We start from the raw sequence: 22,627 nt of genomic DNA, 5'->3' as shown, positions 1-22,627 counted from the left end.
ACCATGCGTTCTTTCAACACGCGCTCGCGGGTCGCGGTCGCGGCCTCGGCCGTCGCGCTGCTCGCGCTCGCCGGCTGCTCGAGCGACGACGGCGGCAGCACCAGCGCCGACGCCGCCGCGACGCAGAACCTCGACGGCCGCGGTGCGATCTCGTTCGCGATGGGCAAGAACGACACCGACAAGCTGCAGCCGGTGATCGAGAAGTGGAACGCGACCCACCCGGACGAGAAGGTCTCGCTCAAGGAGCTGCCCGGCGAGGCCGACGAGCAGCGCAACAAGCTCGAGCAGTCGCTGCAGGCCGGCAACGCCGACTACGACGTGATGGCGCTCGACGTCGTCTGGACCGCGGGCTTCGCCGCGAACGGCTGGCTGCAGCCGCTCGAGGGTGACCTCGCGATCGACACCGACGCGCTACTGCCGGCCACGGTCGAGTCGGCGACGTACCGCGGCAAGCTGTACGCGGGCCCGCAGAACACCAACGCCCAGCTGCTGTACTACCGCACCGACCTGGCGCCGCAGGCGCCCGCGGACTGGAAGGCGCTCACCGACAGCTGCCAGGTCGCGAAGGACAAGGGCGTGCAGGACTGCCTGGTCACCCAGCTCAAGCAGTACGAGGGTCTGACCGTCAACACCACGCAGTTCATCAATTCGTGGGGCGGCGCGGTCGTCGGGTCCGACGGCAGCACCCCCGAGGTCGCGTCGACGGAGTCCAAGGCCGGCATCCAGGCCATGGTCGACGCCTACCAGGCGGGCCAGATCGCGAAGCGCTCCACCGGCTTCACCGAGGAGGAGACCAACCTCGCGTTCGTCGGTGGCGAGTCGATGTACGCCTACAACTGGCCGTACATGTGGGACAACGCGGAGAAGGACGGTTCCAAGGTGAAGGGCAACGTCGGCGTCGCGCCGATCGTCGGCCCGACCGGTGCCGGCGCCTCCACGCTGGGCGGCTACAACAACGGCATCAACGTCTTCTCGAAGAACAAGGCGACCGCGCGTGACTTCGTCGCGTTCGTCCAGAACGAGGAGAATCAGATGTCGTTCGCGGACGCGTCCTTCCCGCCGGTCCTCAAGTCGGTGTACGACGATGCGGGTCTGCAGGCCAAGTACCCGTACCTGCCGGCCCTGAAGGCCGCGCTCGAGAACGCGAAGCCGCGTCCGGTCACGCCGTACTACACCGCGATCTCCAAGGCCATCCAGGACAACGCGAGCGCTGCCCTGAACGGCAAGGTCACGGTCGATCAGGCGGTCACCGACATGACCGCTGCGATCAACAACGCCGCCAAGTAGGCGCGTTCGAACACGAGAGATCAGGTAACGCACGATGGCTGACTCTGCTGAGCTGAGGCGAGCAGACGAGGCCCGCGCCGTGGTCGGGGTCGACGACCCCGACCACGGCGGTCGCGCTTCCGGGCGCGAGGCGTCCGACACCGGGCGCACGGGTCACGACGCACCGCGAGAGGTCACACCGCGCAAGAAGCGCGATTTCCGACCGATCTGGCTGATCGCTCCGACGATGGTGATCCTGGCCGTCGTGATCGTGTACCCGGTCGCCCGCGCGGTCTACCTGTCGTTCCAGGCGAACAAGGGCATCGACCCGGACACCGGCCGGTTCACCGACGGCGGGTTCGCCGGGTTCAAGCACTACCTGCAGTGGCTCGTGCAGGACTGCGGTTCCGGCTCGGGGACGTGTCCCCCCGGCACCCTGGCACACGACTTCTGGTCCGCTGCAGGCGTCACGATCTTCTTCGCCGTCGTCACGGTCGCGATCGAGGTGCTCCTCGGTCTGTGGATGGCGACGGTCATGGGCAAGACCTTCTGGGGTCGCTCCCTGCTCCGCGCGAGCGTGCTGATCCCGTGGGCCATCCCCACCGCGGTCACCGCGAAGCTGTGGTTCTTCATCTTCGCCGAGAACGGCATCGCCAACAAGCTGCTCGGCACCTCGATCGCGTGGACCACCGACCCGTGGGCGTCGCGGTTCGCGGTCATCATCGCCGACGTCTGGAAGACGACGCCGTTCATGGCGTTGCTCATCCTCGCGGGTCTGCAGATGATCCCGCAGGACGTCTACGAGGCCGCCAAGGTCGACGGCGCCAGCGCGTGGCAGCGGTTCACCAAGATCACGCTCCCGCTGGTCAAGCCGGCGCTCATGGTTGCGGTCCTGTTCCGCACCCTCGACGTGCTGCGCATGTACGACCTGCCGGCCATCCTGTCGGGCACGTCCGGCGCAACCCCCAACACGACGCTGTCCATCCTGGTGATGGCCGACATCCGGCAGGGCAACTTCCAGAGCGCGTCGGCGCTGTCGACGCTGATCTTCCTGCTGATCTTCGCGGTGGCGTTCGTGATGGTGAAGTTCCTCGGCGCCAACGCGGTGCGCACCCAGGACGAGCAGCGGAAGGGAGCTGATCGATGATGGGCCGTCACAGCAGGGCCGACGACGACGTCGAGGCGCAGGCCGACACCCCGGTGGAGGCGTCGACGACCACGACGACCACGGCGACCACGGCGGCACCGGCCGCCGCCGTGCCCCCGGCGGAGCCGCGCGTGTACGACAAGCGCCGCCGCACCGACCGCGGCAAGCTCGCCCGCACCTATCTCGGGGTGGCGATCATCCTGATCTGGGGACTGGCGCCGTTCTACTGGATGGTCGTCACCGCGTTCCGGCAGGTCGACCACACCTTCGACACCACGCCGTGGCCCACGTACCTCACGCTCGACAACTTCCGGGCGGCGCTCTCGACGGAGAAGGGCAACGACTTCCTCGGCGCCATCGTCAACAGCCTGATCATCGGTGTGGTGACGACGGCCGTCGGTCTGCTGCTCGGCGTGTTCGCGTCGTACGCCCTCGCCCGCATCGAGTTCCGCGGCAAGTACGTCGTCACCGGCATCATCCTGGGCGCGTCGATGTTCCCGACCGTCGCGCTCATGACACCGCTGTTCCAGCTGTTCGGTGACATGGGCTGGATCGGCCAGTACCAGGCGCTGATCATCCCGAACATCTCGTTCGTGCTGCCGCTGACGATCTACACGCTCACGTCGTTCCTGTCGGACCTGCCGTGGGAACTCGAGGAGGCCGCCCGCATCGACGGCGCGAGCCGCTTCCAAGCGTTCCGGCTGGTGATCCTGCCGCTGGCCGCGCCCGCACTGTTCACCACCGCGATCCTGGCGTTCATCGCGACGTGGAACGAGTTCATGCTCGCGAGCCTGCTGTCGACGGAGAAGACCGAGCCGGTCACCGTCGCGATCGCCCGGTTCGCGGGCGCCAACTCGTGGGAACAGCCGTACGCGGCGATCATGGCGGCCGGCACGCTCGTGACCATCCCGCTGGTGATCATGGTGCTGCTGTTCCAGCGCCGCATCGTGTCGGGCCTGACCGCCGGTGGCGTGAAGAGCTGACATGACCGCGCGACATGGGTAGGCCGCCGCGGGGCCGCCAGCCCCTCGAGATGCTGATCGGCATCCTCGGGTTCTTCACGTTCATGGCGTTCCTGGCGGCCGTCGTGCCGATCGTGCGCGGCGAGCCGTCGGTGACGGCGTCGCTGGTGCTGCTGGCGTGCGTCGTCGTCCTCGTCGCCGCGATCGTCCTGCACCGCCGCACCTGATCTCCGCTTTCCCCCTCCCTCGCCCCCTCCTCCTTCCGCGTTCTGCGCACCTGTCGCGCCGAATTCGGGCGTGGATCCGCGGCAATGCGCACAACGCGAGGGTGGGGTCGGCCGCAGCGCCGGGTATGCGAGGTCCGTCCTCGCGGCTGGGTCGTTCGACGTGCCGCGTGCGCCGTCAGGTGCCACTATCGGGGAACGACCGGATTCGATCGACCCCGGTTGGGGGCGCGGTCGGATCGCCGATTGCGGACCGGAAGTTGCCTGCGTGAGTCCCACGAGCAGCCCGACACCCGAACAAGCCGAGCACGCCCGACGCCGGCCCCGACACCGCCGCCGCACGATCGTGCGCATCCTCGCCGTGGTCGTGATCGCCCCGCTCGTCGCGCTCGGCGCCGCGTACCTCCTGGCCGACGTGCCGAGCCCGGACGAGATGCGCCCCAACCAGGTCGCGACGGTTCTCGCGTCCGACGGCTCGACCGTGGTGACGACGGTGGTGCCGCCGGAGGGCAACCGCACCGAGGTGCCGCTCGAGACGGTTCCCGGGTCCGTCCGCAACGCGGTGCTGTCCGCGGAGGACCGCGACTTCTACTCCAACCCCGGGTACTCGATCTCGGGGTTCCTGCGGGCCGGACGGGACAACGTGCTGGGCCGGGAGAGCGCCGGCGGCGGGTCGACGATCACGCAGCAGTACGTCAAGAACGCGCTGGTGGGCACCGACCGCAACGTGGCCCGCAAGGCGCGGGAGCTGGTGGTCTCGGCGAAGATGGCCCGGCAGTGGTCCAAGGACGAGATCCTCGCCGCGTACCTCAACACCATCTATTTCGGGCGCAACGCGTACGGCATCGGGCAGGCTGCCACCGCGTTCTTCGGCAAGCCCGTCGACCAGTTGACGCTCGCCGAAGGGGCGGTGTTGGCCTCGGTGATCCAGAGCCCGTCCGCCCTCGATCCCGCCACCGACCCCGAGGCGCTGCAGGAGCGGTGGAACTACGTGCTCGACGGCATGGTCGAGATGGGTGTGCTGGCGGCGCCCGAGCGGGCCGCCATCGTGTTCCCGGAGGTGCTGCCGCAGGCCCCGCCCTCCCCCTCCGACACAGCCGGACCGGAGGGCCTGATCCGGGCGCAGGTGACCCGGGAGCTCGAGGCGTCGGGAATCAGCCGACGCGACATCGACACCGGCGGTCTGCAGATCACCACGACGATCGACGCGAAGGCCCAGCAGGCCGCCGTCGACGCGGTGGGCCGGACGCTCGACGGGCAGCCCGACCAGTTGCGCGCCGCGGTGGTGTCGATCGATCCGCGCTCGGGCGCGGTGCGCGCGTACTACGGCGGCACCGAGGGCACCGGTTACGACTTCGCGCAGGCCGGGCTGCAGACCGGGTCGTCGTTCAAGGTGTTCGGCGCCGTCGCGGCCCTGCAGGACAAGGTGCCGCTCACCACGCCGTTCAGCAGCGCGCCGCTGACCGTCGGCGACCTCACCATCGAGAACGTCGAGGGCGAGACGTGCGGTACCTGCAGTCTCGCGGAGGCGCTCAAACGATCACTGAACACCAGCTACTACCGGCTGGCGCTGTCGATGGAGAACGGTGCCCAGAAGATCGCCGACGCCGCGCACCAGGCCGGGATCCCCAAGCGTGTCCCGGGCCTCGACTACGACACCCTCACGCAGTTCGGTGGTCCCCCGGAGACCGGAATCGTGCTGGGCCAGTACCAGACCCGGCCCATCGACATGGCGTCGGCGTATGCGACGCTCGCGGCGTCGGGCAAGTTCCGCGCACCGTACTTCGTGCAGAAGGTGGTCGACGCCGACGGCCGGGTGCTGCTCGACCGGGCGCCCGACGGTGGCGAGCAGCGGATCGACCCGGCGATCGCCGACACCGTCACGCAGGCGATGGGGCCGATCGCGGCGTACTCGCGGGGCCACGGCCTGGCGGGGGGACGCCCGTCGGCCGCCAAGACCGGCACCGTGCAGCTCGGCGACACCGACGAGAACAAGGACGCCTGGATGGTGGGCTTCACGCCGTCGCTGTCGACCGCGGTGTGGGTGGGGACCCCGGACGGGACGGCGGTCCGCACCAGCTGGGGCGGCGCGGTGTACGGCTCCGGGCTGCCGTCGGACATCTGGAAGGAGACGATGGACGGCGCGCTGGCCGGGACGCCCAACGAGCAGTTCTCGGCGGCCCAGCAACCGCCCGGCCGGCAGGCCGGTGCACCTGCGACGACGGACAATTCACCACCGCGCACCACCGACCGGGACGAGACGCAGCAGGCGCCGACGCGGCAGCGGCCGGTGCAGACCTACGACGAGGAACCACAGTGGACCCCGCCCCCGTCCCGGGCGGTCCCGCAGGCGCCGGTCCAGCAGACACCACAACAGCAGTGGAACGAGCCCGCCCCCCAGCAGCAACAGCAGCAGGCGCCTGTTCCCGTTCCACAGGCGCCTGCTCCCCCTCCGGTCCCGGCGCCGCCCCCCGCTCCGGCGCCGGGAATCCAGGTCCTGCCGGGGGTCACGATTCCGCTTCCCGGCTGAGTCCGACCGGCGGGAGCCGGACCCGGATCGTTTCCGTGGGTCAGCCCGCGGCGACCAGTCCGTCGCCGTCGTGGGCGGCGCGCACCGTCGCGGCCGCCGCCGGCACCTCCACCTGCTCGATCCGGCGCGGCAGCAGGAACGCGACACCGGCACCCACCAGGGCGAAGGCCGCGCCGATCCAGAACGCCACCTGGAAGCCGGCGTTGTCGTAGAACACCGCGCCCTGCAGCGTCGCCTGGATTTCCGGCGGGAACGCGACGATGTGCGAGTTGTTCATCACCGCGAACGCGACGACCGGCAGGATCGCCGGGAACACGGACTGCGAGACACCCACCATCGACGCGGAGCTGGCCTGCAGCTGCGGCGGCACGGCCTCGATCAGCAGGTTCGGGATCGAGGCGTAGCCCATGCCCATGCCGAAACCGAAGATGGCACAGATGATCATGACGACGGCCTTGGCGTCGTGGGTCTGCGCGATGAGCGCGAATGCCAGTGCGTTGAGCAGCAGGCCGGTCACCAGCAGCGGCCGCGGACGCATGTTGCGGCCGACGAGGGTGCCGACGAGCAGACCACCGAGGACGACGGCGCCGCCGATCGGCACCTGGTACAGCGCGAAGCCCTCGGCATCGACACCGAAGCCGTAGCCCAGTCCGAACAGCGCCGGAGTCATGACCATCATGGGCAGCAGGATGGTGAACAGGCCCGACGAACCGTAGACCACGCCGGCGCTGATGGTGGTGAGCAGCACGGGACGCTTGCCCAGCACGTCGAGGTCGATCAGCGGTTCGGCGATCATCCGAGCGGACACCACCCAGCCGCCCAGCAGCACGATGCCGCCGACGAGGTAGGCGAGGGTGCCGCCGTCGGTCCAGCCCCAGCTGGGACCGAAGCTGACCGCGATGAGGATGCCGGCGATACCGCCGCCGAGCAGTACGGCGCCCACCAGGTCGATCCGCGAGCGCAGACGCACGTTCGACTCGGGCGTCGTGAGCTGGATCAGGCCGCCGAGCACGATCAGGCAGACCACGAAGAACCAGAAGATGGCCCGGAAGCCGAAGTCGTCGAGCAGCCAACCGGTGAGGAACGGTGCCGCGATCGCGATCAGGCCCATACCGCTGGTGGCGATACTGACTGCGAGCGCAACCGTCTTCGGTGGGAAGACGTCGCGGATCAGCGAGTAGCTGAGGAACAGGGTCGGCACCATCAGGCCCGCCAGGCAGCGGCCGGTGATCATCATGGCGTACGACGTCGCGATGGCCGACAGGAACGAACCGACGAGCGAGATACCGACGCAGGCCAGCAGCATCTTGCGCTTGCCGTACATGTCCGCGAGCTTGCCGATCAGCGGCGCCGCCATGGCGCCCACCAGTAGGAATGCGGTCAACAGCCACGCGCCCTGCGTGGTCTGGTAGTGCATGGAGATCGCCGGCAGGGCCGTCGAGATCATCATGTAGCTGACCGCGAGCAGCTCGAGCAGCAGCACGATCGAGAGCAGCGAGAGTGCGAGGCGGAAGCTCCAGCCGTCCTCGCTGTGCCGACCTGTGGGGTCGGTGGGCGACGGCATCGCGCCGCCGGTCGGGGTGGTGACCATCGGTGAAGTCCTTTCAGACACCGGTAGGTGGCAGACCCAAATGTTTTGGGCTGCTAAAGGGGAGAGACTCCGGAGCAGATGGACGTGCAACCACGTCCACCGTGCACCCTCGGCCGGCTGACGGTGCCCTCACATCACACTGATGCCCCGACAGTGATGCCAGTCACATGTCCGTTCAGTGGGATATTTCGCGGCGGCGCCCGGATCGATGCGCAACCTAACGAAATGGGTTCGCGGCCAGTGTCATTGAGCGGCGTCCTGCCGGGTTCGGTTCCTGTCGAACGTTTTGTCCGTATTGCCGTGGCGCGCGGATTCGTCAACACGCGGCGTGCTGTTCGGCCGCGCAGGCCGCCGCCGCGCGACGTGCGTGTCGCCCCAAATGCGGCTCGAAGCCGCTGGGCAGTGCGAAAATCCGGAACCAGTGCACTGATTGAGACGGAAGTTCGATTGTGAATTCAACCAACACCGGGGGTGCCGGGGGTCGGCATTCGGTCCCCGATGCTCCCAAGCCCCGGCGTCCCAAGCCGCGGCGAAGAGGCCGCCGGATCGCGCTGTACGTGAGCCTGGTCGTCGTTCTGCTGCTGATCGCCACGCCGGTGGTTGCCTTCGGTATCGCCTACCGGGGCGCGGACGTCCCACGGCCGGCGGACATGCGGACCAACCAGGTGTCGACGATCCTGGCGTCCGACGGCAGTGAGATCGCGCGGATCGTGCCGCCGGAGGGCAACCGTATCGAGGTCACGATCGACCAGATTCCCGTCTCGGTGCGCAACGCCGTGCTTTCGGCGGAGGACCGCGACTTCTACTCCAACCCGGGCTTCTCGGTGACCGGCTTCGCGCGCGCGGCGCGGGACAACGTGCTCGGCCGCGACAGCGCCGGCGGCGGTTCCACCATCACGCAGCAGTACGTGAAGAACACCCTCGTCGGGTCCGAGCGCTCGGTGACGCGCAAGATGAAGGAACTGGTCATCTCGTCGAAGATGGCGCGGGAGTGGTCCAAGGACGAGATCTTGGCCGCGTACCTCAACACGATCTACTTCGGTCGCGCCGCCTACGGTGTCGCGGCCGCGTCCAACGCCTATTTCGGCAAGCCGCTCGCCGACCTCACCGTCGCCGAGGCGGCCGTGATCGCCGCGGTGATCCAGAGCCCGTCGAGCCTCGATCCGGTCACCAACCCGGAGGCGCTGCAGGCGCGGTGGAACTACGTCCTCGACGGCATGGTGACGATGTCGACGATGACGCAGGCCGAGCGCGACGCCGTGCAGTTCCCGGCGGTGTTGCCGTCGGCGCCGGCCGCGGACTCCGGTGAGGCGCCCGGCCCGGAGGGGCTGATCCGGACGCAGGTGCTGCGCGAACTCGCGGCATCCGGAGTGAGCGAACAGGACCTCAACACCGAGGGGCTGCAGATCACCACCACGATCGACCCCACGGCGCAGCGGTCGGCGCTCGACGCGGTCGCCGACACCTTCGAGGGCGAACCCGAGGACCTGCGCACCGCTGTCGTCTCGATCGACCCGAAGACCGGTGCGGTGCGCGCGTACTACGGCGGCACCGACGGCAAGGGCTTCGACTTCGCGCAGGCCGGCCTGCAGACCGGCTCGTCGTTCAAGGTGTTCGGGCTGGTCGCGGCTCTGCAGCAGGGCATCCCGCTGTCGCAGATGTACGACAGCTCCCCGCTGAGCGTCTACGGGGTGACGATCACCAACGTCGAGGGCGAATCCTGCGGCAAGTGCACCATCGCGGAGGCGCTCAAACGTTCGCTCAACACCAGCTTCTACCGGCTCACGCTGTCCATGGAGGACGGCGCGCAGAAGATCGCCGACGCCGCCCACGAGGCCGGCATCCCCGAGAAGATCCCGGGCTGGCAGGACCCCACCCTCACGCAGGACGGCGGTTCACCGGAGAACGGGATCGTGCTGGGCCAGTATCTGACCCGGCCGATCGACATGGCGTCGGCGTACGCGACGCTCGCGGCGTCGGGCATCTACCACCAGCCGTACTTCGTCCAGAAGGTCGTGACGGCGGACGGTGTCGTGCTGCTGGACCGGCCGGCACCCGAGGGCGAGCGGCGCCTCGACGCCGCGGTCGCCGACAACACCACGCAGGCGATGCTGCCGATCGCGTCGTACTCGCGTAGTCACGGCCTGGCCGGTGGTCGCCCGTCCGCGTCCAAGACCGGTACCGCGCAGCTGGGCGACACGGGCCGCAACAAGGACGCATGGATGGTCGGCTACACGCCGCAGCTGTCCACCGCGGTCTGGGTCGGTACGGCCGACGCCACGGCGATCGAGAACAGCTGGGGTGGACCGGTGTACGGCTCCGGGCTGCCGTCGGACATCTGGAAGAAGACCATGGACGGGGCGCTCGAGGACGCACCGGTCGAGAAGTTCCCGTGGCCGGACCCGATCGGTGGCCAGGCCGGTGTGCCGTCCTACACCGGCGTCGGCTCGGGCAGCGGCACCTCGACGCCGAGTTCGTCGAACGCTCCCGCGCCGCCGCCGGCCGCCCCGCCGGCGCCGCCCGCGGCTCCGGCTCTGCCGCCGCCCCCTCCCCCGCGCGTGATCGAGATCCTGCCGGGCGTGAAGATCACGCTGCCGGGATAGCGGCCGGGCCCGGCGTCAGCGCGCCGGTAGCGCCGCGATCGCACGGTCGACGACGTCGTCGACCGTGAAGACGGGATCGGTGGTGCGGTCGATCGCGAGGCTCTCGACCATCGACCACCAGCCGCGCAGCAACATTCGGGTGGCCGGGTCGGGCTCGGCGCCGGTGGCCGCGAGGGTGCGTTCGACCATCGTGTTCTTCATGTGCTCGCGGATCTCCCGGATCTGCGGGTCGGCGCCGAAACCGCCGTGGAAGAACGACTGGTAGTTGTCGCCGTGCCGGTCGATGAACGAGACGAACGCGTGCACCACCGCGCGCAGCTGGTCCGCGGTCGGATCGCACGGGTCGGCCACCGCCGCACGCAGCAGCCGGCGGGCGGCCGCCGCGACCACCGCGACGTAGTAGTCCTGCTTGGTGGGGAAGTACCGGAACAGCAGCCCCCGGGAGATGCCGGCCTTCTCGGCGACGTGGTCCACCGACAGCGCATGGATGGGCCGGGTCGCCAACTCTTGCAGCCCGATCGCGACCAGCTGGCGCTTGCGTTCCTCGGGCGGCAACCGGCGCCGCGTCGCCGGTCCCGGCGTCTCGGTTCGAACGGACAAGAAAGCCACCATCCAGGTTCTTGATTGCGGGGCGAGTCTACGTCTAGGTTAACTGAGCAATGCTCAGTTAGTCGACGGCTGGGAGGCCGGCATGGATTTCGCCCCGAGCGCGCGGTCGCAGGAGTATCTCGACCGGCTGCGTGAGTTCATCGCGACCGAGGTCGCGCCCGTCGAGGCCCGCCTGCGGGCCCAGCGGGTGGCCCCGTTCGCGCAGCGCGCCGACGTCTCCGGTTCCGCGACGTGGCAGGTGCCCGACGAGTTCCGGGCGCTGCAGACCGCGGCCCGCGAGCGCGGGCTGTGGAATCTCTTCCTGCCCGACGCCGAACTGGGCGCCGGGCTGACCAATGTCGACTACGCGCCGCTCGCCGAGGAGATGGGCCGCTCCCCGTTCGTCTCGTCGGTGTTCAACTGCGACGCTCCCGACACCGGCAACATGGAGGTGCTCTACCACTACGGCAGCGACGCGCAGAAGGAGCGCTGGTTGAAGCCGTTGCTGGACGGGAAGATTCGTTCGGCGTTCTGCATGACCGAGCCGGACGTCGCGTCGTCCGACGCCACCAACATGGCCGCGACCGCCGTCGTCGAGGGGGACGAGGTGGTGCTCAACGGCCGCAAGTGGTGGAGCACCGGCATCGGCGGCCCGGACTGCAAGGTCCTCATCTTCATGGGACTCACCGACCCGGAAGCGCACCGCTATAAACGGCATTCGATGGTACTGGTCCCCATCGACACCCCCGGTGTGAAGGTCGAGCGGATGCTCTCGACCATGGGGTTCTACGACGAGCCCGGCGGCCACGGGGAGGTCTCGTTCACCGACGTGCGGTTGCCGCTCGACGCGATCATCGCCGGTCCCGGAAGGGGATTCGAGATCGCGCAGGGCCGGCTCGGGCCCGGCCGTGTGCACCACTGCATGCGTCTGGTCGGTCTCGCCGAGGCCGCGCTCGAGCTCGCGATCCGCCGCGGCACCGAGCGCGTCGCGTTCGGTAAGCCGCTGATCAATCTGGGCGGCAACCGCGAACGCGTCGCCGACGCCCGCATCGCGATCAACCAGCTGCGACTGCTGGTGCTGCACACCGCCTGGCTGCTCGACACGCAGGGCATCGCCGGGGCGCGGTCGGCGGTGTCGGAGATCAAGGTCGCGGCCCCACGCGTCGCGCAGCAGGTGATCGACTTCGCGATCCAGATCCACGGCGGTGGGGGGCTGTCCGACGACTTCCCGCTCGCCGGTGCGTGGACGGCCGCGCGGGCGCTGCGGCTGGCCGACGGTCCCGACGAGGTGCACCAGGGGCTGGTCGCCCGCTTCGAACTGGGCAAGTACCAGTGAGCCCGCAGACGTCGGGGCTGCCCGACAACGCCCGTACCGTGCGCGACGAGGACGCGTTCGACGTCGCCGCCGTCTCGGCGTGGTTGCGCGGCACCGCGCCGGGTGAGTTCGAGGGCGTTCCCGAGGTGCGGCAATTCGCGGGCGGCGCGTCGAACTTGACCTACCTGCTGCGCTACCCGGATCGCGACCTCGTGCTGCGCCGTCCCCCGACCGGTGCCAAGCCGTCGTCCGGGCACGACATGGTCCGCGAGTTCCGCATCCAGTCGCTGCTGGCGCCGGTGTACCCGCACGTGCCTGCGATGGTGGGGTTGTGCACCGATCCGTCGGTGCTGGGCAGCGACTTCTACGTGATGGAGCGGGTCGAGGGCACCATCCTGCGATCCGCTCCCCCGGCCGAACTCGGCCTCACTCCCGAGAACACGCGCGATCTGTGCCTGCGGGTGATCGATCTGCTGATCGAACTGCACGGCGTGGATCCGGCGTCGTCGGGGCTCGACGAATTCGGCCGTGGCACAGGATACGTCGCCCGTCAGGTGACGGGATGGACCAAGCGGTACGGCGCCGCCCGCACCGACAACGTCCCGGACTTCGCTCGGGTGACACGGTGGCTCGCGGACAATCAGCCCGCGGATGTCGGGTCGGCGGTGATCCACGGCGACTTCCGGCTCGACAACGTCGTGCTGGGTGACGACCTGCGGCCGCGCGCCGTCCTGGACTGGGAACTCGCGACGGTGGGCGATCCGCTCATGGATCTCGGTTCCAGCCTCGCGTACTGGGTGCAGGCCGACGACCACCCGATGCTGCAGGCGACCAAGAGGCAGCCGTCGGACCTGCCCGGCATGCTCACGCGCCGGCAAATCGTCGAATACTACGGCGAGCGAACGGGTTTGCCGACCGACAAGTGGCGGTTCTACGAGGTGTTCGGCCTCTTCCGGCTCGCGGTGATCGCGCAGCAGATCTACTACCGCTACCACCACGGCCAGACGACCAATCCCGCGTTCGAGCACTTCTGGATCGCCGTGGGATATCTCGACACCCGTTGCAACGAACTGATCGACACGGAGGGTACGTAGTGGGTAACCGCACGCCACGCAAGAACATTCTCATCACCGGTGCCAGCTCCGGTCTCGGTCGCGGGATGGCCCGCGAATTCGCCGCCCGTGGCCGCAATCTCGCGCTCGCGGCGCGGCGCACCGAGCGGCTCGAGGAGCTGCGCGACGAACTTCTGGCGGCGCACCCGCATATCACCGTGGCGATCCGGAAGCTCGACGTCGACGTCCCCGACGAGGTCTTCGGCGTGTTCCGGGAGTTCGACGAGGAACTCGGCGGCCTGGACCGGGTGATCGTCAACGCCGGACTCGGCAAGGGACAACCGTTGGGCACCGGCTATTTCCGTGCCAACGCGGCGACGGCCCGCACCAACTTCCTGGGTGCACTCGCGCAGAGCGAGGCGGCGCTCGAGCTGTTCCGCCCGCGCAACGCCGGCCACGTGGTGCTGATCTCGTCGGTGAGCGCGATGCGCGGCATGCCGCGCAATCTCACCACGTACGCCGCGTCCAAGGCCGGGGTCGCGGCACTCGGTGAGGGCATGCGCGCCGACCTCGCGAAGACGGGCATCGACGTCAGCACCATCTTCCCCGGGTTCATTCGCTCGGAGATCAACGAGAAGGTGAAGAAGGTTCCGCTCATCGTCGACACCGAGACCGGCTGCCGCGCACTGGCCGCCGCGATCGAGAAGGAGCCGCACAAGGCGTACGTGCCGGCGTGGCCGTGGCTACCGGTGTCGATGGCGATGAAGGTGCTGCCCCTGTCGGTGGTCTCCCGGATGGCGTGACGGGCGACCGCGCCGTCACAGCACGAGGCGCTCGCCGCGGAACCGCCGCCGCATCCGGCGATCGTGCGTGACGACGACGACCGTCCCGGCGAACGCGTCGACGGCCTCCTCCAACTCCTCGACCAGCGCCGGCGACAGGTGGTTCGTCGGCTCGTCCAGCAGCAGCAGGTCGGCGCCCGAGGTGGCGAGCAGCGCCACCTCGAGGCGTCGACGCTGCCCGTAGGACAGCTCCCCGATCGCCCGGGGCAGGTCCTCGGGACGGAACAGCCCCAACGAGAGCAGTTCTGCCGCAGCATCCTCCGGGTGCCCGGGCCGCCGGGCGGCGTAGGCCTCCAGCAGCGTCGCACGGGCGGGCCACGACTGCGGCGCCTGTCGCAGGTATCCCACCCGGGCGGATACCGCGACCGTCCCGGTGTCGGCTGCGACCTCGCCCGCGATCACGTCCAACAGGGTGGTCTTGCCGGCACCGTTCGGGCCGGTGACGAGCAGCCGGCCACCGCGCGGCACCTGCAGTGCCGCGACGGCGAGCCGGTTCCCGACGCGGACGTCGGCCAGGCGAATCGCCGGCGCCTCGGGTGCCGCGGTCTCGGACACGGCCAGCGACGGGGTGAACCGCAACGGCTCGGTCGGTGGTGCGACGGCCCGGGTCGTCAACTGTTCGAATCGCTGCTTGGCGTTGCGGATTCGGCCCATCGCACCGTGATCGCGTCCCCGGGCCCGGAACGCTCCGTGCCCGAATCCGGCCTTGTCCCGCTTGCGCGGAATGGCCGCCAACCGCACCGCATTGGCGTCGACCAGCCGGGCATTGCGTGCGAGTTCGGACCTCCAGTCCTCGTACTCCTGCAGTCGTCGCCGGCGCTCGGTGGCCTGCGCGACGAGGTACCCGGCGTACCCGTCGCCGTACCGGCGCACCGTGCGGTCGGCGACCTCCACGATCACCGACGTCATCCGGTCCAGGAACGCGCGATCGTGCGTCACGGCTACGACGGTGCCGCGGTGGGTGCGCAGACGCTCCTCGAGCCAGGCGACGGCGTCGTCGTCCAGATCGTTCGTGGGCTCGTCGAGCAGGAGCAGTTCGGCGTTCGAGGCGAGGGTCGCCGCCAGCGCGAGCCGGGCCTGTCGTCCGCCCGAGAGGGTGCCGAAAGGCCGGCCGCGATCGAGGTCCGGCAGACCGAGTGCGCCCAGACCGACCTCGACTCGTTCGTCGACGGTGTACCCGTCCACACTCTCGAAGAGTGCTGTCGCACACGCGTACTCGGACAGGAGAACGTCGAGCTCGTCGGACGACGCGTGCGCCATCTCCCGTTCCAGCCGGTGGATCCGGGCCTCGAGGTCCCGGACGTCGCGCAGGACGAGGTCCACCGCGGTCTGCACGGTGGCGTCGTCGGGCAGCTGCAGGGCTTGTGCGGCGTAGGCGATCCCGCCGGGCGCGACGACCCGGACGTCACCGTTGTCGGCGCGGATCCGGCCGGCCAGCAGCGCGAGCAGCGTCGACTTGCCGGAACCGTTGTCACCGACGACGCCGACCTTCGAGCCGGGCGCGATGGTGAGGTCCACGGTGTCGAGGACGACGCGGTCGGCGAAGCGCTTCGAGACCGAGTGCAGGGAGAATTGTGACGCAGGCATGGGCGTGCTCCTTGTGCCCCGGAGAACCGGGGAGATCGGGGAAAGGTGCCCTCGCGCAACCCGATCGACCGAGCCGATCCGGAGATTCTGCGCGCTCAGGACCCGTCGCGGAGCATGCTCGACGCGACGTCCCGATCTAGTGATTCAGAGTGCCCACGAAAGCCACCGTAGCATCGGCGGCACGATCGGCCCAGTGTTTTTCGGCCGGGCCGACGGTCGGGCGCCTGTCCCGGAAGACACCTGTGGCGGTGGTCGAAACGAATCGACCACCGCCACAAGTGCTTCGAGCAGAGACTCAGGCCTCGATGATGAACGCCTCGAGCTCGGTACGAGCCTTGTCGTCCGCCATCTGAACCGGCGGGGACTTCATCAGGTACGCCGAGGCCGGCAGGATCGGGCCGCCCAGGCCGCGGTCCTTGGCGATCTTCGCGGCGCGGATGGCGTCGATGATGATGCCGGCGGAGTTCGGGGAATCCCAGACCTCGAGCTTGTACTCCAGGTTCAGCGGGGCGTCGCCGAACGCGCGACCCTCGAGGCGGACGTACGCCCACTTGCGGTCGTCGAGCCACTCGACGTAGTCCGACGGGCCGATGTGGACGTTGCGATCGTGGATCTTGCCGGCCAGCGGGCCCTCGAGGTTCGAGGTCACGGCCTGCGTCTTCGAGACCTTCTTGGACTCCAGGCGCTCACGCTCGAGCATGTTCTTGAAGTCCATGTTGCCGCCGACGTTCAGCTGGTAGGTGCGGTCGAGCACCACGCCGCGATCCTCGAACAGCTTCGCCATCACGCGGTGGGTGATGGTGGCACCGACCTGCGACTTGATGTCGTCGCCGACGATCGGGACACCGGCCGCCTTGAACTTCTCGGCCCACTCGGGGTCGGAGGCGATGAAGACGGGCAGCGCGTTCACGAACGCGACGCCGGCGTCGATGGCGCACTGCGCGTAGAACTTGTCGGCCTCCTCGGAGCCCACCGGCAGGTAGGACACCAGGACGTCGACCTGCGCGTCCTTGAGGGCCTGCACGACGTCGACGGGCTCGGCGTCGGAGACCTCGATGGTCTGCGAGTAGTACTTGCCGATGCCGTCGAGCGTGGGGCCACGCTGCACGGTCACGCCCAGCGGCGGGACGTCGGCGATCTTGATGGTGTTGTTCTCGCTGGCGAGGATCGCCTCGGAGAGTTCGAACCCGACCTTCTTGGCGTCGACGTCGAAGGCGGCGACGAACTGCACGTCGCGCACGTGGTACTGGCCGAACTTGACGTGCATCAGACCGGGGACGGTCGAGCTCTCGTCCGCGTCCTTGTAGTACTGCACGCCCTGGACCAGTGACGAGGCACAGTTGCCCACGCCCACAATGGCTACGCGCACCGCAGTGCTGTTGTCACCCATGGTCGGGTTCTCCTTCTTTCTTCTTGGGTGCTGCTGTTGATGATTGTTCTGCGGCGATCAGCTCGTTCAACCACCGCACCTCGCGTTCGCTCGATTCGAGCCCGAGCTGATGGAGCTGCCGGGTGTAGCGGTCGATCGATCCGGTGGCCCGCCCGACGGCGTCACGGAGGCCTTCACGGCGCTCCTCGACCTGACGTCGCCGACCTTCCAGGATCCGCATCCGCGCCTCGGCGGGGGTGCGGCTGAAGAAGGCGAGATGCACGCCGAAGCCGTCGTCGGTGTAGTTCTGCGGGCCCGTGTCCGCCACCAGTTCGGAGAAACGCTTCCGGCCGGCGGGGGTCAGCTCGTACACGCGGCGAGCGCGGCGCTTGACGGTGCCGTCCTCGCCCGAATCCTCGACGATGAGGCCGTCGGCCTGCATGCGGCGCAGAGTCGGATACAGCGAGCCGTAAGAGAACGCACGGAACGCGCCGAGCAGGCCGGTGAGGCGCTTGCGGAGCTCGTAACCGTGCATGGGCGACTCGAGGAGCAGCCCGAGAATCGCCAACTCGAGCATGAGCACACCCCCCTGAGCTTCCCGAACATAACCGACAGATGCGATTGCTGACTATATCGCACCGATATATACCGTCACAGTACCGCGGGAAACGCGCAGGTGGAAGAGCTATCGGTCGGCCCGGTGGATCTCGAGGATCTCGCCGTTGAGGGTCGTGGTCAGGGTGCCGGACTGTCCGGTCTTTTCGTTCCAGAGGTATATCGCCACCGCCGCGCCGTTCTCCTGCGGTTCGATCTGCAGGTGTACGGAGGTCGGGTCCGGTACGGCCAGGGTTTGGTCGGCCCCGTTCACCAGGCCGATCAGCCGTGGCAGGGACGGCCGCAGGGGCGCCAGGTCCATGGGTATGCCCTCGTAGAAGCGGTTCGACGGAGCGGGATCGTCGAATGTGCGGTCCTCATACCAGTAACTTCGCGACTGAGCGGGCGCCTCCGGGTCCTGCCGGGCCACGCGCGCGTAGTCGGGATACACCGTCACCTCGTCCGCCTGCAGGTCGCCGAACCGCTGCTGGACGTCGTCGAGGAGCCTCGTCAGGCCCGCCACGGTGAGGAGGTTCTCCGATGTCCGCGGCGACGCGGAACCGGACTCGTCTCCGTCGGCGACCCGCGCCACGACCACGCCGACGATCACGAGGACGGCGACCACCGCGGCGCCCACGCGCCATCGCCGCTTGCCGTCGCCGTTCGTCGTGGGCATCGACGGCTCGAGCTCGCTCGGAACTTGCAGGTCGGTGACCAGGGTGCGCAGGTCGCCGAGGGTGCGGGCCTGGGCCGCGGATTCGAGTCGGGCCCGGTGCTCCGTCTCCGACAGCTGCCCGTTCCCGAAGGCGTCGTCGAGGACGCCGCACACCACCTGCCGGTCGCTGTCACGGGCGCGCAGGCGCATCGAGTCGACGGTCGTTCCCCGCACGTTCGTCACCTCAGGCCCCCTCGAACGGAACGGCCTCGGTGACCTCACCGCCGAGCGTCGCGTACAGGTGCCCGGAGCGTTTGGCGCTGTCCTCCACGTAGACCAGGACCTGGGGAACGGCGGTGATCGGCTCAGGTCGCACCACAATGTGGTCGACGGAGCCCGCCGGGACGTTCAGTAGCGCGGGCGCCCGACCGAGCAACTCGCCGACATCGAGGTCGGCGAGGTCGAGCGGCGTTGTATCGGAGGCACGATTGGACGGCGATCCCGACGGCTTGAATCCGCCTTGGTATCGCCACTTCTGGGCGAGGTGCGGCTGGTCCGGCAGTCCTCGGGCGAAATCGGCGAAGTGCCGATAGAGGTTGAGCTCGTCGACGCTTCGGTCGCCGAACTTGACTTCGAATTGCCGCAGGAACTCCGCGATGCCGTCGGCTGTGAGGGTGTCGAGCGGCGTGACCGTGATCGCGGCCGGTTCCCCCGACGTAATCGGCAGCGGCACCGGTGCCTGCGGCACCGCGACGACATCGCCCCCCTCGGATCCCCCGTCGTCCCCGCGGGTGGTGACGTAGACGATGCCGCCGACGACCACGAGCGCCGCGGCAGCGACCGCGGCGAGGCGACGCAGCGCCGGACGGTGGCCTGCGGACTGGGCCGGCGGGCGGATGGCTTCCAGAAGGTGATCGGGAATCTGCAGGTCCGCGACGAGGCCGCGCAGTTCGCCCAGCGTCTTGGCCTTCATGGCGGCGGAGGTGCGGGTCTGGTATTCGGTGGGGTCGAGCTGCCCCTCGCTGTATCCGGCGTCGAGCAGGCCGCACGTCTGGGCACGGTCGATGTCCCGTGCGCGGGTGGTGGCGTTCGGCTGGGGAGGCACCCGAGTGATCCTAGGAAACCTTCCGGTGCGGGGCGCATCCTGCTCGGCACCGCGCGGGAGGCATGTCAAGGCCTTGTGTCGGTCCCCACGTGCGGCTACTCCCGCTCCACCCTGTGGTCGGCGGGCGCACGTACTCTGGTCTCCGTGCGGATACAGCGGCAGGTCGTGGACTACGCGCTGCAGCGCCGGTCTCTGCTCGCCGAGGTCTACTCGGGGCGGACCGGCGTCAGTGAAGTCTGCGACGCGAGCCCTTACCTCCTGCGCGCGGCCAAGTTCCACGGCCGTGGCAGTTCGGTCAAGTGCCCGATCTGCCGCAAGGAAGAACTGACCCTCGTGTCCTGGGTGTTCGGCGACAAGCTGGGCCCCGTGTCGGGTTCGGCCCGGACACCCGAGGAGCTGGTTCGGTTGGCCGCCACCGAGGAGGAATTCTCGGTGCACGTGGTCGAGGTGTGCCGCACATGCAGCTGGAACCATCTGGTCCAGTCCTACGTTCTCGGTGCGGTCCCGGCGCCGAAGCGGCCGAGGTCCTCCTCGTCCCGCTCGCCCCGCCGGCGTACCGCCAGTGAGTAGGAAGCCGACAGCTGTGCCCACCGCCCGACGCAATCGAGGACTGCCCACAGTCACCGGACTACTGGAGATTCGTACGTGAGTTCCCCCAAGAACCCGCAGGGTGGCCGGCCTTCCGGACCGCGCCGCCCCAACGGGCCACAACACAGTGGACGACCGGCCGGGCAGCAGCCCGGCCGTCCTGTGAGCGGACCGGGCGGCCCGGCTCCGCGCCGCAACCCGGGTCCGCCGCCCGCCGGCCGTCCCGGCCCGCGGCAGGGTCAGGGTGGGCGTCCGCCGCAGGGTGGCCGTCCCGCGCAGGGGGGCCCGCGTCCGGCGCAGGGTGGGGGCCGTGGCCCCGGCGGCCGTCCGCCGGTGGGCCCGCCGCCCACCGCTCGCAAGTCCGGTGGCGGTTCGGGTGGCGAGCCGCCGAAGCCGCCGAAGAAGACGTCCTCCAACCGGTGGAAGATCGCGCGCCGCACGGCGTACGCGGTGGTTGCGGTGGGTCTGGTCGTGCCGATTCTGGCGTTCATGGTCGCGTATGTCTTCGCGGACGTTCCGCGGCCCGGCGACATGAAGACCAATCAGGTCGCGACGGTCCTCGCTTCGGACGGGTCGACCGAGATCGCGCGCATCGTGCCCCCGGAGGGCAACCGCACCGAGGTCACCATCGACCAGATTCCCGTCCACGTCCGGAACGCGGTGCTCGCGGCCGAGGACCGGGACTTCTACTCCAACCCGGGCTTCTCGGTGACCGGCTTCGCGCGCGCGGCGCGGGACAACGTGCTCGGCCGCGACAGCGCCGGCGGTGGTTCCACCATCACGCAGCAGTACGTGAAGAACGCGCTCGTCGGGTCCGAGCGCTCGCTCACGCGCAAGATGAAGGAGCTGGTCATCTCGTCGAAGATGGCCAAGCAGTGGTCCAAGGACGAGATCCTGGCCGCGTACCTCAACACGATCTACTTCGGTCGCGGCGCCTACGGAATCGCGGCCGCGTCCCAGGCGTACTTCGGTAAGCCGGTCGAGGAGCTGTCGGTCGCCGAGGGCGCCATGCTGGCCGCGATCATCCAGCAGCCGTCCGGGCTCGATCCGGAGTTCAATCCGACCGGCGCCCAGTCGCGCTGGAACTACGTCCTCGACGGCATGGTCGACAGCGGCACTCTCAGCGCCGCGGATCGCGCCGCCGCCCAGTTCCCGCAGGCCATCCCGTCGGCCGAGGTGGACAACGGCAGCGGCGGCAGCGGCCCCGAGGGGCTGATCAAGCAGCAGGTGCTGCAGGAGCTGTCGGCGTCGGGCATCAGCGAGCAGGACCTCAACACCGAGGGCCTGCAGATCACCACGACGATCGACCCGCAGGCACAGAAGTCGGCCATCGATGCCGTCGACACCTACATGGAGGGCGAGTCGCCCGACCTGCGGACCGCCGTCGTGTCGGTGGATCCGAAGTCCGGTGCGGTCCGCGCGTACTACGGAGGCGCCGACGGTGCCGGCTACGACTTCGCGCAGGCCGGTCTCCAGACCGGCTCGTCGTTCAAGGTGTTCGGTCTCGCCGCCGCGCTGGACCAGGGCATCCCGCTGTCGCAGATGTACGACAGCTCCCCGCTGACCGTCAACGGCATCTCCATCGGCAACGTCGAGGGCGAATCCTGCGGCACGTGCACCATCGCGGAGGCCCTCAAGCGCTCGCTGAACACCAGCTTCTACCGGATGATGCTGCAGATGGACAACGGTCCGCAGGCCATCGCCGACATCGCACACAAGGCCGGTATCCCCGAGGAGATCCCGGGCGTGGGCAAGTCGCTCACCGAGCCGGACGGCAACGGACCCAACAACGGCATCGTGCTGGGCCAGTACCAGTCGCGGCCGCTCGACATGGCCTCGGCGTACGCCACGCTCGCGGCATCGGGCGTCTACCACGAGCCGTACTTCGTGCAGAAGGTCGTCACCTCCGACGGCACCGTGCTGCTCGACCGCGGCACGCCCTCCGGGGAGGATCGCCTCGACCCGGCGGTCGCCGACAACACCACCGCCGCGATGATCCCGATCGCCTCGTACTCGCGGGGCCACGGCCTGGCGGGCGGGCGCCCGTCGGCGTCCAAGACCGGCACCGCGCAGCTCGGTGACACCGGCGCCAACAAGGACGCGTGGATGGTCGGTTACACGCCGTCGCTGTCGACGGCCGTGTGGGTGGGCACCGAGCAGGGTCTGCCGCTGGAGAACAGCTGGGGCGGCATGATCTACGGATCGGGTCTGCCGTCGGACATCTGGAAGGCCACGATGGACGGCGCGCTCGACGGCACCGACGTCGAGAAGTTCCCGACGCCGGACCCGATCGGCGGTGTCGCCGGGGTGCCGTCGTACTCGGCGCCCGCGGCTCCGAAGACGACCACGGCCGCGCCGTCGACCACCGCGCCGACGACCACCACGCAGCCGCCGCTCGAGATCACCACGAGCAACGTCGAGATCCTGCCGGGCGTGACGATCCCGATTCCGGGTCTGGCGCCCGGCCGGACCACCGAGCCGACCCGGACCGAGGCGCCGAGTGAGTCGACGCCGGAGGAGCAGGAACAGGATCCCGCCGCCGGCGGCGGGGCGGTGCCGCGCGGACAGCAACGACCCGTCCCGCAGCCCGCCGGCTGACCGCTCCCGGT

The 22,627-nt window shown here is 69.3% G+C and carries 18 protein-coding genes; 11 read left to right on the top strand and 7 right to left on the bottom strand.

Going from position 1 to position 22,627, the window contains the following annotated elements:
- Positions 1-3 precede the first annotated feature (3 nt).
- The 5 genes from E7742_RS18360 (at position 4) to E7742_RS18340 (ending at position 6,129) form a co-directional block, all read left to right on the top strand.
- Positions 4-1,287, top strand: a complete 1,284-nt coding sequence (locus E7742_RS18360) for an ABC transporter substrate-binding protein (RefSeq protein ID WP_137800252.1) — start codon at positions 4-6, stop codon at positions 1,285-1,287.
- Positions 1,288-1,321: 34 nt separating this feature from the next.
- Positions 1,322-2,413 (top strand): carbohydrate ABC transporter permease, encoded by a 1,092-nt coding sequence (locus E7742_RS18355; RefSeq protein ID WP_137800251.1) that lies wholly within the window; start codon positions 1,322-1,324, stop codon positions 2,411-2,413.
- Complete coding sequence (locus E7742_RS18350; protein WP_254699350.1) at positions 2,413-3,396, top strand: carbohydrate ABC transporter permease; 984 nt, start codon at positions 2,413-2,415, stop codon at positions 3,394-3,396. Before E7742_RS18355 ends, E7742_RS18350 begins: the two co-directional genes overlap by 1 nt.
- Before the next feature lie 14 nt (positions 3,397-3,410).
- Positions 3,411-3,602 (top strand): hypothetical protein, encoded by a 192-nt coding sequence (locus tag E7742_RS18345; RefSeq protein ID WP_137800250.1) that lies wholly within the window; start codon positions 3,411-3,413, stop codon positions 3,600-3,602.
- 265 nt (positions 3,603-3,867) lie between these two features.
- Entirely contained in the window at positions 3,868-6,129 is a 2,262-nt protein-coding gene (locus E7742_RS18340; protein ID WP_137800249.1) for a transglycosylase domain-containing protein, read from the top strand.
- A 40-nt stretch (positions 6,130-6,169) separates the two neighbouring features.
- Here E7742_RS18340 and E7742_RS18335 read toward each other — a convergent pair whose 3' ends face one another.
- Positions 6,170-7,693, bottom strand: coding sequence for an MFS transporter (locus E7742_RS18335; RefSeq protein WP_441346931.1), 1,524 nt, complete (start codon positions 7,691-7,693; stop codon positions 6,170-6,172).
- Positions 7,694-8,169: 476 nt separating this feature from the next.
- Between E7742_RS18335 and E7742_RS18330 the strand changes: the two genes are divergently transcribed.
- A complete protein-coding gene (locus tag E7742_RS18330) occupies positions 8,170-10,323 on the top strand; it encodes a transglycosylase domain-containing protein (RefSeq protein ID WP_137800247.1) in 2,154 nt (717 codons plus the stop codon).
- Positions 10,324-10,338: 15 nt separating this feature from the next.
- Here the strand turns inward: E7742_RS18330 and E7742_RS18325 are convergent, their stop codons facing one another.
- Positions 10,339-10,923, bottom strand: coding sequence for a TetR/AcrR family transcriptional regulator (locus tag E7742_RS18325; RefSeq protein ID WP_254699060.1), 585 nt, complete (start codon positions 10,921-10,923; stop codon positions 10,339-10,341).
- A 91-nt stretch (positions 10,924-11,014) separates the two neighbouring features.
- Here E7742_RS18325 and E7742_RS18320 point away from each other — a divergent pair, with 91 nt between their 5' ends.
- From E7742_RS18320 to E7742_RS18310, 3 genes are read left to right on the top strand one after another with little or no spacing between them, the layout of a single operon-like run.
- Entirely contained in the window at positions 11,015-12,247 is a 1,233-nt protein-coding gene (locus E7742_RS18320) for an acyl-CoA dehydrogenase family protein (RefSeq protein WP_137800245.1), read from the top strand.
- Positions 12,244-13,320, top strand: coding sequence for a phosphotransferase family protein (locus E7742_RS18315; RefSeq protein ID WP_137800244.1), 1,077 nt, complete (start codon positions 12,244-12,246; stop codon positions 13,318-13,320). Before E7742_RS18320 ends, E7742_RS18315 begins: the two co-directional genes overlap by 4 nt.
- On the top strand, positions 13,320-14,081 hold the full coding sequence (locus E7742_RS18310) for an SDR family oxidoreductase (RefSeq protein ID WP_137800243.1): 762 nt from the start codon (positions 13,320-13,322) through the stop codon (positions 14,079-14,081). Before E7742_RS18315 ends, E7742_RS18310 begins: the two co-directional genes overlap by 1 nt.
- 15 nt (positions 14,082-14,096) lie before the next feature.
- On the opposite strand, the gene abc-f is transcribed toward E7742_RS18310, so the two are convergent.
- From abc-f to E7742_RS18285, 5 genes are all read right to left on the bottom strand, one after another.
- Positions 14,097-15,707, bottom strand: a complete 1,611-nt coding sequence (gene abc-f / locus E7742_RS18305) for a ribosomal protection-like ABC-F family protein (RefSeq protein ID WP_137800242.1) — start codon at positions 15,705-15,707, stop codon at positions 14,097-14,099.
- Positions 15,708-16,002: 295 nt separating this feature from the next.
- Positions 16,003-17,097 carry an inositol-3-phosphate synthase gene (locus tag E7742_RS18300; protein ID WP_137800241.1) on the bottom strand — a complete coding sequence of 365 codons (1,095 nt, stop codon included), beginning with the start codon at positions 17,095-17,097 and terminating at the stop codon, positions 16,003-16,005.
- The gene (locus E7742_RS18295; RefSeq protein ID WP_137800240.1) at positions 17,090-17,653 is read right to left on the bottom strand and encodes a PadR family transcriptional regulator; all 564 of its coding nucleotides are present in this window, start codon (positions 17,651-17,653) and stop codon (positions 17,090-17,092) included. The genes E7742_RS18300 and E7742_RS18295 overlap by 8 nt, the downstream gene beginning before the upstream one ends.
- 108 nt (positions 17,654-17,761) lie before the next feature.
- Complete coding sequence (locus E7742_RS18290; protein WP_137800239.1) at positions 17,762-18,559, bottom strand: DUF1707 SHOCT-like domain-containing protein; 798 nt, start codon at positions 18,557-18,559, stop codon at positions 17,762-17,764.
- Positions 18,560-18,569: 10 nt separating this feature from the next.
- Entirely contained in the window at positions 18,570-19,430 is an 861-nt protein-coding gene (locus tag E7742_RS18285) for a DUF1707 SHOCT-like domain-containing protein (RefSeq protein ID WP_137800238.1), read from the bottom strand.
- A 165-nt stretch (positions 19,431-19,595) separates the two neighbouring features.
- Between E7742_RS18285 and E7742_RS18280 the strand changes: the two genes are divergently transcribed.
- Both E7742_RS18280 and E7742_RS18275 read left to right on the top strand, forming a co-directional pair.
- Positions 19,596-20,000 (top strand): DUF5318 family protein, encoded by a 405-nt coding sequence (locus tag E7742_RS18280; RefSeq protein ID WP_441346930.1) that lies wholly within the window; start codon positions 19,596-19,598, stop codon positions 19,998-20,000.
- Positions 20,001-20,468: 468 nt separating this feature from the next.
- Positions 20,469-22,616: a transglycosylase domain-containing protein gene (locus tag E7742_RS18275; RefSeq protein ID WP_441346929.1), complete on the top strand. Its 2,148-nt coding sequence runs from the start codon at positions 20,469-20,471 to the stop codon at positions 22,614-22,616.
- The last annotated feature ends 11 nt before the right edge of the window (positions 22,617-22,627 follow it).

Source organism: Rhodococcus sp. SGAir0479 (genome assembly GCF_005484805.1).
Taxonomy (GTDB): domain Bacteria; phylum Actinomycetota; class Actinomycetes; order Mycobacteriales; family Mycobacteriaceae; genus Prescottella.
The sequence above is the reverse complement of the archived record's forward strand: the minus strand, read 5'-3'. Positions and strand labels throughout refer to the sequence as shown.

Excerpts from the sequence above, each read along its gene's own strand:
- E7742_RS18320 (WP_137800245.1), top strand. The coding sequence starts at position 11,015 with ATGGATTTCGCCCCGAGCGCGCGGTCGCAGGAGTATCTCGACCGGCTG.
- E7742_RS18295 (WP_137800240.1), bottom strand. The coding sequence starts at position 17,653 with ATGCTCGAGTTGGCGATTCTCGGGCTGCTCCTCGAGTCGCCCATGCAC.
- E7742_RS18350 (WP_254699350.1), top strand. The coding sequence starts at position 2,413 with ATGGGCCGTCACAGCAGGGCCGACGACGACGTCGAGGCGCAGGCCGAC.
- E7742_RS18335 (WP_441346931.1), bottom strand. The coding sequence starts at position 7,693 with ATGCCGTCGCCCACCGACCCCACAGGTCGGCACAGCGAGGACGGCTGG.
- E7742_RS18360 (WP_137800252.1), top strand. The coding sequence starts at position 4 with ATGCGTTCTTTCAACACGCGCTCGCGGGTCGCGGTCGCGGCCTCGGCC.
- E7742_RS18345 (WP_137800250.1), top strand. The coding sequence starts at position 3,411 with ATGGGTAGGCCGCCGCGGGGCCGCCAGCCCCTCGAGATGCTGATCGGC.
- abc-f (WP_137800242.1), bottom strand. The coding sequence starts at position 15,707 with ATGCCTGCGTCACAATTCTCCCTGCACTCGGTCTCGAAGCGCTTCGCC.
- E7742_RS18355 (WP_137800251.1), top strand. The coding sequence starts at position 1,322 with ATGGCTGACTCTGCTGAGCTGAGGCGAGCAGACGAGGCCCGCGCCGTG.
- E7742_RS18300 (WP_137800241.1), bottom strand. The coding sequence starts at position 17,097 with ATGGGTGACAACAGCACTGCGGTGCGCGTAGCCATTGTGGGCGTGGGC.